At 65.2% G+C, this 13,561-nt stretch carries 14 protein-coding genes; 6 read left to right on the forward strand and 8 right to left on the reverse strand.

Going from position 1 to position 13,561, the window contains the following annotated elements; translation table 11 throughout:
- Positions 1-882 carry a type II secretion system F family protein gene (locus tag J4P02_RS05980; RefSeq protein ID WP_426188664.1) on the forward strand — a complete coding sequence of 294 codons (882 nt, stop codon included), beginning with the start codon at positions 1-3 and terminating at the stop codon, positions 880-882.
- 1 nt (position 883) lies between these two features.
- Complete coding sequence (locus tag J4P02_RS05985; RefSeq protein WP_426188665.1) at positions 884-1,768, forward strand: type II secretion system F family protein; 885 nt, start codon at positions 884-886, stop codon at positions 1,766-1,768.
- On the opposite strand, the gene J4P02_RS05990 is transcribed toward J4P02_RS05985, so the two are convergent.
- Entirely contained in the window at positions 1,769-2,557 is a 789-nt protein-coding gene (locus J4P02_RS05990; RefSeq protein WP_426188666.1) for a response regulator, read from the reverse strand.
- A gap of 110 nt (positions 2,558-2,667) precedes the next feature.
- Positions 2,668-3,138: an A24 family peptidase gene (locus J4P02_RS05995; RefSeq protein ID WP_426188667.1), complete on the reverse strand. Its 471-nt coding sequence runs from the start codon at positions 3,136-3,138 to the stop codon at positions 2,668-2,670.
- 73 nt (positions 3,139-3,211) lie between these two features.
- On the opposite strand from J4P02_RS05995, the gene J4P02_RS06000 reads away from it, so the two are divergent.
- Both J4P02_RS06000 and J4P02_RS06005 read left to right on the forward strand, forming a co-directional pair.
- Positions 3,212-3,649: a TadE/TadG family type IV pilus assembly protein gene (locus J4P02_RS06000; protein WP_426188668.1), complete on the forward strand. Its 438-nt coding sequence runs from the start codon at positions 3,212-3,214 to the stop codon at positions 3,647-3,649.
- Entirely contained in the window at positions 3,646-6,414 is a 2,769-nt protein-coding gene (locus J4P02_RS06005) for an ATP-binding protein (protein WP_426188669.1), read from the forward strand. Before J4P02_RS06000 ends, J4P02_RS06005 begins: the two co-directional genes overlap by 4 nt.
- Here the strand turns inward: J4P02_RS06005 and J4P02_RS06010 are convergent.
- From J4P02_RS06010 to J4P02_RS06030, 5 genes are all read right to left on the reverse strand, one after another.
- The gene (locus J4P02_RS06010) at positions 6,399-8,417 is read right to left on the reverse strand and encodes a pilus assembly protein TadG-related protein (RefSeq protein ID WP_426188670.1); all 2,019 of its coding nucleotides are present in this window, start codon (positions 8,415-8,417) and stop codon (positions 6,399-6,401) included. The two genes, J4P02_RS06005 and J4P02_RS06010, sit on opposite strands and share 16 nt — an antisense overlap.
- Before the next feature lie 127 nt (positions 8,418-8,544).
- Positions 8,545-9,102 (reverse strand): DUF4136 domain-containing protein, encoded by a 558-nt coding sequence (locus J4P02_RS06015; protein WP_426188671.1) that lies wholly within the window; start codon positions 9,100-9,102, stop codon positions 8,545-8,547.
- 33 nt (positions 9,103-9,135) lie between these two features.
- A complete protein-coding gene (locus J4P02_RS06020; RefSeq protein WP_426188672.1) occupies positions 9,136-9,744 on the reverse strand; it encodes a DUF4136 domain-containing protein in 609 nt (202 codons plus the stop codon).
- 11 nt (positions 9,745-9,755) lie between these two features.
- Entirely contained in the window at positions 9,756-10,505 is a 750-nt protein-coding gene (locus J4P02_RS06025; protein ID WP_426188673.1) for a methyltransferase domain-containing protein, read from the reverse strand.
- Positions 10,502-10,807: a MazG-like family protein gene (locus tag J4P02_RS06030; protein WP_426188674.1), complete on the reverse strand. Its 306-nt coding sequence runs from the start codon at positions 10,805-10,807 to the stop codon at positions 10,502-10,504. Before J4P02_RS06030 ends, J4P02_RS06025 begins: the two co-directional genes overlap by 4 nt.
- Before the next feature lie 169 nt (positions 10,808-10,976).
- Here J4P02_RS06030 and J4P02_RS06035 point away from each other — a divergent pair, with 169 nt between their 5' ends.
- Together J4P02_RS06035 and J4P02_RS06040 are read left to right on the forward strand one after the other, a co-directional pair.
- A complete protein-coding gene (locus tag J4P02_RS06035) occupies positions 10,977-11,270 on the forward strand; it encodes a hypothetical protein (RefSeq protein WP_426188675.1) in 294 nt (97 codons plus the stop codon).
- A gap of 67 nt (positions 11,271-11,337) precedes the next feature.
- Entirely contained in the window at positions 11,338-12,684 is a 1,347-nt protein-coding gene (locus J4P02_RS06040; protein WP_426188676.1) for an MATE family efflux transporter, read from the forward strand.
- On the opposite strand, the gene J4P02_RS06045 is transcribed toward J4P02_RS06040, so the two are convergent.
- Entirely contained in the window at positions 12,678-13,553 is an 876-nt protein-coding gene (locus J4P02_RS06045; RefSeq protein WP_426188677.1) for an alpha/beta hydrolase, read from the reverse strand. The two genes, J4P02_RS06040 and J4P02_RS06045, sit on opposite strands and share 7 nt — an antisense overlap.
- Positions 13,554-13,561: the final 8 nt, after the last annotated feature.

The following is a 13,561-nucleotide window of genomic DNA, read 5'->3' on the forward strand; positions in this document are numbered from 1 at the left end:
ATGATAGGTCTGCTGTTTACCTTGATCTGCCTGCTTCTGCTGGGGCTTTCCGGCTGGCTGTTCTATCACGGCGTGCGCAAGACCGAACGCGAGCGGGTGCTCAACCGCCTGGCCGAAGGGCAACCCGACGTATCGGTGCAACACAACTCCTGGGGCGACCTGGAACGCGCCTTCGCCCGCGCCGGCCTGGGCCAGCCCGGCGCGCGCCTGGGCCTGTGGCTGGCGCTCTGGGCCCTGGCCATGCTGCTGGGCTACCTGCTGGCGGACTGGCCCGGCCTGCTGGCCGGCGTGCTCGCACCGCCGCTGCTGCTGCGGCTCTATGTCGCCTGGCGCTACCAGCGTCGGCTCAAGCGCATGATCGAGCAGTTGCCGGCCCTGCTGGACCACAGCGTGCGCAGCCTGAAGTCCGGGCGCACCCTGGCGGACGCCGTGCTGGGCGCAATCGAGGCCAGCAACGACCCGCTGCAGGAGGCCATGGGGCGTATCCAGCGCAACGTCCAGCTGGGGGTCAACCTGCCGGACGCGGTGCATGATTTCGCCGAGTTCTATGAACAGGACGAACTGCGCATGTTCGCTCTTGGCCTGAAGGTCAATCACCGCTACGGCGGCAATGCCAGCGAACTGCTGGAGAACCTGATCAAGCTGATTCGCGAGCGCGAACAAGGCGCTCGGCAACTGAGCGCGATGACCGGGGAAACCCGCCTGACCGCCTGGGTCCTGGGGCTGTTGCCCTTGCTCATGCTGGGCTACTTCATGCTCACCAACCCGGGCTACATGCTGGGCATGTGGCACGACCCTTCCGGACAGACCATGCTGATCGCCGCGCTGTGCCTGCAAGTCTTCGGCTGCCTGGCCCTGTGGCGCATGCTGAGGAGTATCTGAAATGCTGGTACTGGCCGCTGTACTGCTGTTGCTGGGCGCCTTGCTGCTGTTGGGCAACGGCCTGCTGGAGCAGCGCCGCCGCGAGCGCCAGATCACCCAGCGGCTGCTGGGCAACATGAGCCGTGAACACCGCCTGGGCAGTTGGTTACGCCAACTGGGCGAGAGCCGTTTCGGCCAGCGCGCGGTGAGCATGGACAGCGAAACCCAGACCCTGCTCAACCGCCTGGGCTGGCGCCGCGCCAACCAGCGCTCGCTGTTCGCCGCCTGCCAGCTGGCCGGGCCTGTGCTGGCGCTGTGCCTGGTGATTTTCGTGCAGGAGGTGGCCTTCGCCCAGGCGCAGAACAAATGGCTGCTGCCGCTGCTCGCCATCGGCGCCGGCTACCTGCTGCCCAAGCGGGCCTTGGCTTATGCCGCCCAGCGCCGGCAGAAACGCCTGGCCCGGGAAATCTCTACCTTCATTCCCTTACTGCGCATCCTTTTCGAATCTGGCATGGCGGTGGAGCAAGCCCTGCGAGTGCTGAGCACCGAGGCCCGCAAACTGCTGCCGGAACTGACCCACGAGTTGCGCCTGATCCTGGCGCGGGTCGACTCCGGCCTGGAACTGGGCCAGCAGCTCAACCAGACCGCAACCCTGCTGGCCGTGGACGAATTCACCGACACCTGCGTGATTCTCCAGCAGCTGATTCTGCAAGGCGGCGGAGCGATGAAGTCCCTGCAGACCCTCAAGCAATTGCTGGATGACCGGCGTCTGACCCGCCTGCAGGAATACATCTCGAAGATGTCGGCGAAGATGTCGGTGGTGATGATGCTGTTTCTCTTCCCGGCGCTGCTGATCGTGCTGGCTGGCCCGGGCTTTACCGCCATCGCCCGGGCCTTTTCCTACTGATCAGTGCGCAGTCACCCGCTGGCCGAAACCCGAATTGCTCGGCGATAGAGCCAGCGCCAGCTGGGTGCGGTTGTGCATATGGGTCAGGCGCAGCACCTGGGACACATAGAGCTTGACGGTGTTTTCGGTGATCCCCAGTTCACAGGCGATCTGGTAGTTGGTCTGGCCCTTGCCCACCAGCCGCGCCACATCCAGCTGCCGTGGCGACAGTTGGTTGAAGATCGCCGGTATCTCGATGACCTCGCCCTCACCGGGTTGCTCGGCAGGCCCGGCACTGCGGCCGGCAGCAGGGGGACGGCGGACCTTGTCCAGGTCCTGATACAGATCGTTGATGGATTCCGAGAGAAATTGCAGCTTCTGGTTCAACTGCCCCAGTTGCAGGTTCTTCTGCCGCTCCTGCAGGGCAACTTCCTGGCGCTGCAGGCCTTCGAGCAGTTCATCGAGGTCGATGGGCTTCTGGTAATAATCGGCGATACCGGCGCGCAGGGCCTTGATCACATCCTGCTTGTCGGCCTGCCCAGTGAGCATGATGGCCTCGAACACTCGATGCTTGCCGGCCAGTTGCTGCAGCTCCTGCACCAGCTGGATGCCGTCCAGTTCGGGCATATGCAGGTCGCACAGCACCAGGGCGATTTCCGGGTCCTTGTTGAAGCAGTCCAGTGCCTGGCGGCTGGACTCGCAAGGCACACATCGATAACCACTGCTTTCGAGAAATTCGCACAATTCTTCGACAATCAGCGGTTGATCATCGACCACTAGTACTTTTATCGCTGAGGTGAACTTGTTCACATGCAACTCCGTGCTGGCGCTCCTGTCCCGCCCAGAAATTCCTGGGGCTCCACTGGATAAAACCTAGACCGACTTTCCGACTATGTACATAGCATTAACACCCCTGGCGACTAGTGGATCACGCTCACAGTCAAGAGCATTCCCAGCAGTACACAGGGGGCGAAAGGGTATTTTTTTGACCTTTCGCCAGCGCTCGCTTCGCCTTGCGGCGCAAGCCCTTGTTTCTGTGCAGCGCCGGGCCTGGAAGCGACCAGCAGCCACAGCAGGCTGCAGGCCCCGGCGCCGATAAAAGTGCCCAACAGGTGCAGCGGATCAGACGCCAGCCCCAGGGCCGCCATCAGCTTGACGTCGCCTGCGCCCATCCGCCCCATGGCGTAACCCGGCAGGGTGAACAGCAGGGCCAGCAGCAGGGCCCAGCCGCCTTGCCCGGCCGGCGCCCCGAGCCAGGTGGAGCCGGTCCACAGCAGGTAGACCGCCGCCAGCAACGCCGGCCCCAGGGTCAAGGCATTGGCGATGTGCTGCCGACGCAGGTCCTGCACCGCACAGAGGGCCAGCCAGGCCCATAAAACCAAGAATTGCATAGGCTGCCGCGTTCCTTTTGCCGGAATGATCCTATGCTCAATGGACATAGTGGTTGTCAGGGTAGACGCACTCATGAAACCGGGCCTGGCGAGAAAGCAGAAAGGGGCAGCAGCGATCGAGTTCGCGGCGGTCTTCGTGATGTTCTTCGCGGTGTTCTATGGCCTGGTCAGCTACAGCGTGCCGCTGTTGATGATGCAGTCGTTCCACCAAGCCACCGCCGAGGCACTGCGCCGCGCGGTGATGGTCGACCCCAACAGCGCCAACTACACCAGCACGGTGCAGAACCTGGCCTTGAGCGTGATACAGAGCCAGACCCGGTGGATCCCCGCCGCCTTCAACTTCACCGCCACCGACTACAGCGCGGTGTACAGCGCCGGTGTGCTGACCGTCGCGGTGAACTACCCCAGCAACAAGCTGACCCAGGTGCTGCCCCTGGTGGTATTGCCGGTGATCGGCAGCGTGCCCAATCTGCCCGCCACCCTTTCCGTCAGCTCGAGTCTGCAATTTTGACCCCTGGCGACAAGCTGTTCGGACGGCTCCTGGGCCGCCAACCCTCGCTGGCCGAGGCGCCCCAGGCAACCCCGGTGTCCCAGGCCATGGGCCTGCTGCTGGTGCTGGATCAGCACGGACGAATCCTCAGCATGGGCGGTCCGCTGTGGCATGCCCTGGTCCAGTTGCCCCCCAGCCCTGAGCCGACCCACCTCAAGGACTACCTGGTGCCCGGCAAATCCCTGGCCCTGGAAGGCAGCCCCGCCGACTGGAGTGGGCAAATCCTCGACCTGGAGCTGCGTGGCATCGGCGGCAAGCCTCTGCACCTGCGAGGCTGGGTGCAGCGCTGGGCCCAGGAATGGCACCTGCAACTGCTGGACATCGGCGACCTGGTGCAACAGCGCCAACAGTCACTGGAGCGGGAGCAATGCCAGATCTTCGCCACGCAGATCAGCGAACAGCTGCGCCTGTGCGGCCAAGCGCGCCTGGACGACGTGCTGCACGACCAGCTCACCGACCTGGCGCACTACTGGCACATTCCCTGTGTCGCCCTGGCGCTACTGGACGAACAGCAACAGGGCTGGCTGGTCCACAGTTGCTACCACGCCCACGACGCCCCCCGCCTGTGGCAGGAGGGCCAGCCTCTGGGCAGCGGCCTCGACAGCCTGAGCGGCAACCTGCCGTTGCGCCTGAACCAGGTCCAGGGCCTCAACGAACACCCACGCTTGCAGGGCATCTTCGCCCACCGCCCGGGCCTGCTGGTGCCTTATCGGGACGATCACGGGGTCGCCGCCTGGCTGCTGTGTGGCGACTACGGGGTGCACCAGCAAGCGCCCAACCTGCTGGATCGCGACTGGCTGCTGCTCGCTTCGGCCCTGGCTGGGCCCTTGCTCGGGCGCCTGCGCGAACACCAGCATCATCTGCAACTGGAACGCCTGGAAGCCTTGCAGAGCCTGCTAGGTGCGGGCTGGTGGGAGCTGCTGCCAAGCACCGCGGAAATACTCCTGGCCAGCCCATTGGCCGCCAGCCTGAACCTGCCCGATGCCGCTTCGCAACTGCCGGTGCAGGCCTGGCTGGAACTGATCCATCCCGCCGATCGCGGCGAGCTTGGCCTGCGCCTGCAAGCCTTGGCACAGGGCAAGCCGCTGCTGCTCTGCGTGCGCCTGCTGCCCACCGACGCCGCATCGCCCCCGCGCTGGTACCGCCTGCAGGGCCAGGTTCTGGGGCGCGGGGAAAACCAGCGACTGCTGGGCTTCATGCTGGACATCAGTGACATCAAGAACCAGGAACAACAGGCCGCGGCGGCCCACGCGCGACTGGACAACCTGATTGCCAGCTCGCCGGCGGTGATCTATGTCCAGGACTACCGCGAAGGCGCGCTGTTACCGAGTTTCTTCAGCGCCAGCCTGCAACCCTTGTTGGGCTGGAGCCTGGACGACTGTGCCAACGGCCGGCTGCTGGAGTGGCTGCATCCCGAGGACCAGGACCTGTACTTCCAGCGCTGCCGCCAGTTACTGCGCGAAGGCAGTGTGCACAGCCGCTATCGCCTGCGCGACAGCCGTGGCGATTACCACTGGGTGCTGGACGAGGCCAGGCTGCTGCGCAATGACCTGGGCCTGCCGGTGGAGGCCGTCGGTCTGTGGCTGGACGTCACCGAAGCCACCCTGGCCGCCGAACAGGTGCGCCAGAGCGAGGAGCGCTACCGGATCCTGGTGGAAGATTCACCGGCGATGATTTGCCGCTACCGCCCCGACCTGACCCTGACCTTCGGCAACCGCCCCCTGGCGGCCTACCTGGAGCTGGCCGCCGAGGACCTGCCGGGAAGCAACCTCGGGCGGTGGCTGTCCAACGAACAGCGCGAAGGCTTCGAGCGACGGCTCAAGCTGCTGAGCCCGGAATTTCCGGTGAGCACCGCCGAGATCAGCCTGCAACTGCCGGGGCGCGAACATGCCTGGTGGGTCTGGTCGGATCGCGGGGTATTCGACGAGCAGGGCCTGCTGCTGGAGATCCAGGCCGTGGGCCGCGACAACACCGAGGTGCGACGCTCCCAGCAGCAACTGACCCAGAGCGCGAAAATGGCCACCCTGGGGGAAATGGCCACGGGCCTGGCCCACGAGATCAACCAGCCGCTGAACGTGATGCGCATGGCCATCGTCAATGTGCTCAAGCGCCTGGGCAATGGCGAGGTGCAGGTCGACTACCTCACCGACAAGCTCAAGCGCATCGACGCCCAGGTGCAAAGGGCCGCGCGGGTGGTGGACCATATGCGGATCTTCGGCCGCCGCTCGGAAGTGGAGCAGCAGCCCTTCGACCCGGCCCAGGCCATCGAGGGCACCTTGTCGTTGCTGGGCGAAGGCATGCGCGGCAAGGGCGTGGAACTGCGCATCAGTGAGCTGGGCTTCAAGGTTCAGGTGCTGGGTTTTGTCGACCAGTTGGAGCAGGTGCTGATCAACCTGATGATCAACGCCCGGGATGCCTTGCTGAGCAAGCGCGAGCAACACAGTGACTTCCAGCCCTGGATCGCCGTGCACGGCCAGCGCGAAGGCGAGTGGGTGCGACTGTGGGTCGAGGACAATGCCGGCGGCATCGACCCGCGGCTGCTGGAGCGGATTTTCGAACCTTTCTTCACCACCAAGCCGGTGGGCATCGGCACCGGGCTCGGCCTGTCGGTGAGCTACGGCATCGTGCAGAACATGGGCGGGCACCTGAGGGTCAGCAATGGCCAGGACGGCGCGCGCTTCTGCATCGAGCTGCCGACCGTGCACGGCAATCAGATCACCAGGTAGGCCTTGCCGGTCTGGCCGCAGGTCATGTTGGCGCCCACCTCGACGTCCATCAGGTTGATGCCCAGTGCCGTCAGCAGGTTGTTCAGCAAGGGGTCGAGCAAGGGGCTCAGCAGGTTGCTGATCAGCGGCATCAACAAATTGGTAACTGCGCCTATCGCCCCTCCTGCTGTAGCAATCACCGTTCCCAGAAGGTTGGCGCTGACCGGCTGATACACATTCAGGCTGATGCCGCTGATGGTGCCCGCCAGGCCGTTGACCAGGTTATTGGTCGGTGCCGCGTTCTGATAGGCCGGTGGCAGCTTGAGATTGGGCGGTGTGGCAAAGCCTGGCGCCCCGCTGGCGTAGACCAGATCGCGCCCGACATTGGGCCCGCTCTGGCTGAGCCCTACCGAGGAGTTGACCATAAGACCGATACCACCTGCGGCAAAGGCGGTGCGCGCCGGACCACAACTGCCCAGGCCGAGGATCTTGTGGCAGGTCCAGACGCCCAGATCGATGATTGGTATCGGCTGTACCGTGGGCTCTGCCGAAGAGGAAAAGGCCGCGACAGGGTCGATCTGCCCCACCCTTATATCGGCCACAGATGACTCGCTGTGCACGGTCAGGCTCTTGGTTCCCGAGCTTCCCGTCGGGCAACTGTAGTTGGTGACATAGGCCTTGGCGCCCCCCAACTCCAGGTTGATATCGATCCGTGGCGAGGGCAGCACCTCGGGATCGACCTGCTGGCAACCCGCTCCCAACAAGCAAGTTACCGAGTTGATGGTGGCCGCCAGGTTCAGGTTCAGCAGGTCATTCAGAGGCTGCGCCAGCGAACTCACTAGCCCGAGCAAGGCATTGGCCAATCCGGTGACCCCAGCCAGACCGGTAAGGTTGACTGAAACCAGGGTACGCACCTGGGCCGTGCGCACATAGATGCGATTGGCGCCCGTCGGGTCGAGAATCGCCAACCGCGGATCGCCAATGGCGGACAACTGCGGCGGTTCTATGACCTTGACCTGCACCGTGACATTGGCCAGGCCCAGCAGGTTGGCCGGCACCGTCGCCGCCACTGCGCTCTTGCTGTTGGCCAGCTGGATCATCGCTTGCAGCAGTTGGAAAAGTTGCAGGTTGCCATCCAGGGCGGTGGCCGCAGCGCCGGTCTGCAATTGCAGGATGTCTCCCAGCTTGACCTGTGGCAGCGAAGCGCTCACCGCTGCCTGCAGGGTTCCCAGGGTGGCGAGTATATCGGCGGCGGCACCATTGGCCTGGACCACGGTGGTGGCGGCCTGGATCAGTTTGGTCAGGGTCGCCTGGGTATTGAGCAACTGGCTGTAGTTGCCGGCGTTGACCCCCAGGTCGATGGCCAACTGATTGAAATAGCTCAACAGGTTGATATTGCTGTTGAGCAGGCCGTTCCAGCCTGCGGCGCTGATATTCAGGCTGCCCCCCAGCATGCTGCCCACCAGAAGGTTGAGCAGAGGAGAGTTGGCGCTGTTAACCGTGGCGATGGTGCTTCGGATGCTCAGTTGCGCCAGGGGCGGCAAGGGCGCTGCCGCTACCGCCGTGGCGCTGAGCGGTGTGGTGAGGTTGGTCGGGCCCGGGGTGAACAAGGCGGCAATCCCCGCCGCCACACTGATCGGCACGGTGTTGCTGACAACTACCCGCACCGCGGCGGATTGCGTGGCGTCGACATTGAAGCTGCGCAGGCCGGTGGCCCCGGTGCTCAGGGTGCCACAGGCGGTGCTCAGGCTGCTGCCGGTAGCGACAGTGAAACCGTTCCGGGTGGCGCTCTGCCCGGCATAGCTGGCGGCAGTCAGGCCGGCCTGGCAGTTGCCGCCACGGCTGACCGCTTCCAGGGCGGCGTTGTCCGCCACCCGCTGCAAGCGCCGCTGTTCCATATAGAGGCGCCCGCTGTCCACCACCAGCAGCATCAACAAGGCCGCCAGGGCGAAGGTCACCGCCGCCATCAGGCCAATGGCGCCACGTTGCCGGGTCGGGCCGCAAAATCGCTTCAGGGGGGGCATCGTGGCACTCCTTTACCGGCTCGCAGCCGGGCGCGCACTCCATCGATGCCAGCAGTGTAGTCAAGGGCCAGAGGCCACGCTGGCCAGGGGCCAGTTCTGCGGACTGGCGGCCCTGGCCAGAGGAAACTCAGTGCGGTGGGTAGTTCTGCAGGATGCGCATCACCGTGGTGCGTACCGCCGCGCTGCGATCGGTGGGCTTGGGCGAGTTGCTGAGCATCTGCTCGTCACTGCCGCGCCATACCAGCTTGCCGTCCTTGCCGTCGAGCAGGTCGATCTGGATAGTCGCCACCTTGTAGGTGATATTGCGCGTCTCGTTGTACATCGGCCCGCCCCAGTAACCGTTCCAGGGGCCGCCCCAACCGCCGCCATAGTTGGTGGTGACCTGCTGCTGGCGGTCCTCGACGATCAGGTAGGCCTGCACCTTCAGGTCGGCCCTGGCCCCCCCCTGGGCCGGGCGCAGGCCGCGCTGATCCAGTTGCTCGGCCACCGCCTGGCGGATGCGCTGCTCGGTCAGGTCGCTCTTGATCCGCGGATCGTCGGGCCGGTATTGCAGGGCGGGTTCTTTCCAGCTCCAGCTGCGGTAGGCGCCAAAGTCCCGGCTGGCGTCGAAGTCATGATTGACCTGGTCGGCGGCGCAGGCACTGAGCAAGGCGGCACACACCAGTAACGCGATTCGATGGAACATGCTGTTTCTCCGCGTGAAGACAAAAACCTGGAGCTAGCTGGGAGGATAGGCCGCCATGGCCTTGTTCAACGCCTCGCGTAGCGCATCGGCGCGCTCGCCCAGGCTGCCCCGACTGCTGGTCTCGGCACTGGCGCTCCACACCGGCTGGCCGCTGGCGCCGTCGTACAGATTGACCCTGACCACCACCACTTCCACTTCATAGGTGCGCACCACAGGTACGCTGCCGTACATCCCATAGCCGGGGCCGTAGCGGTTGTAGCCGCCGTAACCGCCATATCCGTAATCGTCCTGGACCTGGCGCAGGCGCTTCTCCAGGTGCAGGTCGGCGCTCACCCACAGGTCTGCCGGGCGCTGGTCATACACCGGACGCAAGCCACGCTGGTCCAGGGCACCGCCCACCGCGTCGGCGATCTGCGCCGAGTCGGCCCAGGCCGAGCCGGCAGGCAACTGGCCGTTGCGCCAGGCCCAACTGCGGTAGCGCCCATAGTCGCGTTGCGGGGCCGGGTAGGCACTGCGGTCGAAGGTATTGGCCGCTTGCGGCGGCGCCGGCGGCAGCGGGTTGCTGCTGGCGACATAGGGGTTGCTGCCCTGACAGGCGGCAAGCCCGCTACACAGAAGGATCAGACCCAGGCGGCCTTTCATTGCGCACTCCGTTATACCGGCCGGCACAGCCAATGCAGATAACGCCCAAGCCCGGCGAAACTTGGGTGACGGCGGTGAGCCAGTTCCATTTCCAGCAAATCCGTCAGCTCGGCCCGAGACTGGAATTCCACCGGCATGTAATCGTGGAATACCCGCACCCCGCTCTGGCTTTCGACTTGCCACAGGCCTTCAAGTTGCGCCGCCAGCTCGCGCGGATCAAGGGGTTGTTGCGGGGTCAGGCTCTGTTTCTCGCCGGCCATGTCATTCTTGCGCAGCTTGCGGAAATGGCCCTTGAGCAGGTTGCGATACACCAGCGCATCGCGGTTGTAGAACGCCAGGGACAGCCAGCCGTCGGCGGCCGTCAGCTGGTGCAGCACCGGCAGGATCGAATGAGGTTCGGCCAGCCATTCCAGCACCGCGTGGCACAGCACCAGGTCATAGGATTCGGTGAGCTGCCCCAGCAGTTCCTGCCACGGCGCCTGGATAAAGGTCGCCTGCTGCCCAGCCTCGGCAAAGCGCTGGCGAGCGCCTTCGAGCATGGGCGCGGCGGGTTCGGCCAGGGTCACCTGGTGCCCGCGCTGGGCCAGCCACAAGGACATGTGCCCCAGGCCAGCGCCAATATCCAGCACCCGCAGCGGACGCTCGGGCAGGCTTTCCTTGAGGTCGGCCTGGAGCACCGCCAGGCGGATCGCGCCCTTGGCACCGCCATAGATCTTCTCGGCGAAACGGGTGGCCAGTTGGTCGAAATGCCGATCGCTCATGAGCAGAACCGCCGTTCGCTGTCGGCCAGCTTGGCGCGCACCACCTGCTCCATGTCCAGCCCCAGTTCGCTGCACAGCAACAGCAGGTAGAGGACGATATCGCCCACTTCCTGTCCGGCGTGGGCCAGCTTGTCCGCCGGCAATTGCCGCGACTGGTCCTCGCTCAGCCACTGGAAGATCTCCACCAGTTCGGCCATCTCGACGCTGGCGGCCATGGCCAGGTTCTTCGGGCTGTGGAATTGCCGCCAGTCGTTGTGGTCACGAATGGCATGCAGGCGTTGGGTCAGTTGCTCTAGGTTCATCGGGGTCTCCTGAAGGCCTATAGCTTCCGGGGGATGGGCATGGGACGCAAGCCGCTCCTGTAGAATATGCCGCCCCTGGCAGCTTCTATGCTTACCGGGAACTCGACCCGGGCTTGCATGCCCAAGGTCAGGCTCCGGCGCCCCGCTCTTCTTCCATCAGGACATGCACATGCAGGCAGAAAGTTTCTTCGAATGGCTCGGTCAGGCCATCGGCTCGGTTATCCGCTTTATCGTCGACCTGCTCAGCGGGTTGTTCAATACCCTGACCCACGCCGGTGGCAACTTTGTCGACGGCCTGGCCCGGGCCTTGGGTATGGACACTTCGATTGTCAGCATCATCGGCCTGATCATCGGCCTGCTGTTCCTCTACTGGGCGATTCGCGCCTTTATGCGCGCCTCGATCATCCTCGGCATCATCTGGCTGGTGCTCGGCCTCTGGCTGCTGAGCTGGATCATCCACTGACCTGCGGCCAGATCCTCGGCGCATTGCCACGCCGAGGCTACAATGCCGGCTCTCGCAAGGAGCCTTCATGTCCCCCCTGATCAACGCCTGGCGTCACCGCCCTACCCACAGTCGCGTCTGGGCCCTGGCCGCGCCGATGATCCTGTCGAATATTTCCGTGCCCCTGGTGGCCCTGGTGGACAGCACGGTGATCGGCCACCTGCCCCACGCCCACCAGTTGGGCGCCGTGGCAGTGGGGGCCAGCCTCTATACCTTTCTCGCCTGGGCCATGGGTTTCCTGCGCATGGGCGCCACCGGCTTTGCCGCCCAGGCCGCCGGGCGCGGCGATGGAGCGGCGCTGCGCCAGGTACTGCTGCAGGGGCTGTTGCTGGCCCTGGGCATGGCGCTGCTGCTGAGCGCCATCGGCGTGCCCCTGAGCGGCGCGGCCCTGCAAATGATGCAACCCTCGGCAGACCTGGAACAGATGACCCGGGGATTTTTCCACACCCGCCTGCTGGGCCTGCCCGCTGCCCTGGCCAGCTTCGCCCTGGTGGGCTGGTTCCTCGGCACCCAGAACGCCCGGGCACCGCTGGCCATTCTGCTGAGCACCAACCTGATCAACATCGTCCTCAACCTGTGGTTCGTCCTGGGCCTGGAATGGGGCGTGCAGGGCTCGGCCCGGGCCTCGGTGATCGCCGAATGGAGTGGCGCCCTGCTCGGCCTGGCCATGACCCGCCCGGCCCTGCGCGCCTACCCGGGACGCATCGCCTGGGCCGCGCTGCGCCGCTGGCACAGCTGGCGCCCGCTGCTGGCGGTGAACCGCGATATCTTTATTCGCAGCCTGGCCCTGCAATCGGTGTTCTTCATGATCACGGTGCAAGGCGCACGGCTGGGGGATGCCACGGTGGCCGCCAACGCCCTGTTGCTCAATGGCCTGCTGCTGACCGCCCACGCCCTGGACGGGCTGGCCCACGCGGTGGAAGCCCTGTGCGGTCACGCCATAGGTGCCCGTGATCGCCTGGCCCTGCACCGCTCATTGGTGGTGGCCGGCGGCTGGTCACTGCTGGCCAGCCTGGGCTTCGCCCTGCTGTTCCTGCTGGGCGGCCATCTGTTTATCGAGATGCAGACCGATATTGCCGAGGTGCGCCAGACCGCTTTCGCCTACCTGCCCTACCTCGCCGTGCTGCCCTTGATCGCGGTCTGGAGCTACCTGCTGGATGGCTTGTTTATCGGCGCTACCCGGGCCCGGGAAATGCGCAACGGCATGCTCCTCAGCCTGCTGCTGCTGTTGCCCTGCGCCTGGGCCCTGCAAGGCCTGGGCAATCATGGCCTGTGGTTGAGCTTCCTGCTGTTCATGCTGCTGCGCAGCCTGACCCTGGGTGCCTGCGCCTGGCGCCTGGAACGCCAGGACCGCTGGTTCAGCGGCGCTCACTGAGCCGGGGGCGACTCGACGAAATCGCTGACCCGCTGCAGCACCGGGGCCATCCAGCGCAAGGGCCGGGACAAGGCGGCCACCAGGGTGGCGTGGCCGGTGCGGGCGAAATGGAACTCCTGCACCGGCACCCCGGCCGCCCGCAACTGGCCGGCCAGGCCGCCGGTGTTGCGCTGCGGGTTGACCAGGGAATCGTCATTGGAAGCCATCAACAGCGCCGGAGGTGCTCCCTGGCTGACATGGTTGATCGGTTGCGAGTCCTCTGGCGAGTCGGGGTAGAAAAATACCGGCCGTACCGCGGTGTTGCGGATCGGCAGAAAGTCATAGGGCCCGGCCAGGCCGATCCAGCCCTTGATCATCTGCGGGCTCAGGCCCACCTCGGCCAGCCAGCGCGGGTCCAGGGCCAGCATCGCTGCGTTGTAGGCTCCGGAGCTGTGGCCCATCAGGTACAGGCGCCGGGGGTCGCCGGCAAAGTCGCCAACATGCTCATGGGCCCAGGCCACGGCGCGGGCACAGTCCTGGAGAAAACTCGGGTAGCGCACCTGGGGGTACAACCGGTAGTCCGCCACGACCACCACCATGCCGCGGGAAGCCAGGGCTTCGCCGACAAACTCGTAGTCGCTGCGCGAGCCGCTGTTCCAGCTGCCGCCATAGAAGAACACCACCACCGGCGCCCCTGGCTTCAAAGGCCAGGGCTGATAGACATCGAGCTTCTGCCTTGGGTCGCTGCCATAGGCGATGCCGGAGGTTTTGCTGAAGGTACTGTCAGGGGTCAGGGCGTTGAGCAACTTGAGTGGCGAACAGGCCACCAGCAGGCCAATCACCAGGGCGCCGAACAACTGCTGCCAGACAGCGCTTGAAGGGTGGTTCATCACTGAGC

Source organism: Pseudomonas sp. NFXW11 (assembly GCF_049887815.1).
GTDB lineage: Bacteria > Pseudomonadota > Gammaproteobacteria > Pseudomonadales > Pseudomonadaceae > Aquipseudomonas.

What these genes read in the sequence shown, in the direction of transcription:
- J4P02_RS05980 (WP_426188664.1), top strand. Translation starts at nt 1, where the DNA reads ATGATAGGTCTGCTGTTTACCTTGATCTGCCTGCTTCTGCTGGGGCTT.
- J4P02_RS05985 (WP_426188665.1), top strand. Translation starts at nt 884, where the DNA reads ATGCTGGTACTGGCCGCTGTACTGCTGTTGCTGGGCGCCTTGCTGCTG.
- J4P02_RS05995 (WP_426188667.1), bottom strand. Translation starts at nt 3,138, where the DNA reads ATGCAATTCTTGGTTTTATGGGCCTGGCTGGCCCTCTGTGCGGTGCAG.
- J4P02_RS06000 (WP_426188668.1), top strand. Translation starts at nt 3,212, where the DNA reads ATGAAACCGGGCCTGGCGAGAAAGCAGAAAGGGGCAGCAGCGATCGAG.
- J4P02_RS06010 (WP_426188670.1), bottom strand. Translation starts at nt 8,417, where the DNA reads ATGCCCCCCCTGAAGCGATTTTGCGGCCCGACCCGGCAACGTGGCGCC.
- J4P02_RS06015 (WP_426188671.1), bottom strand. Translation starts at nt 9,102, where the DNA reads ATGTTCCATCGAATCGCGTTACTGGTGTGTGCCGCCTTGCTCAGTGCC.
- J4P02_RS06020 (WP_426188672.1), bottom strand. Translation starts at nt 9,744, where the DNA reads ATGAAAGGCCGCCTGGGTCTGATCCTTCTGTGTAGCGGGCTTGCCGCC.
- J4P02_RS06025 (WP_426188673.1), bottom strand. Translation starts at nt 10,505, where the DNA reads ATGAGCGATCGGCATTTCGACCAACTGGCCACCCGTTTCGCCGAGAAG.
- J4P02_RS06030 (WP_426188674.1), bottom strand. Translation starts at nt 10,807, where the DNA reads ATGAACCTAGAGCAACTGACCCAACGCCTGCATGCCATTCGTGACCAC.
- J4P02_RS06035 (WP_426188675.1), top strand. Translation starts at nt 10,977, where the DNA reads ATGCAGGCAGAAAGTTTCTTCGAATGGCTCGGTCAGGCCATCGGCTCG.
- J4P02_RS06040 (WP_426188676.1), top strand. Translation starts at nt 11,338, where the DNA reads ATGTCCCCCCTGATCAACGCCTGGCGTCACCGCCCTACCCACAGTCGC.
- J4P02_RS06045 (WP_426188677.1), bottom strand. Translation starts at nt 13,553, where the DNA reads ATGAACCACCCTTCAAGCGCTGTCTGGCAGCAGTTGTTCGGCGCCCTG.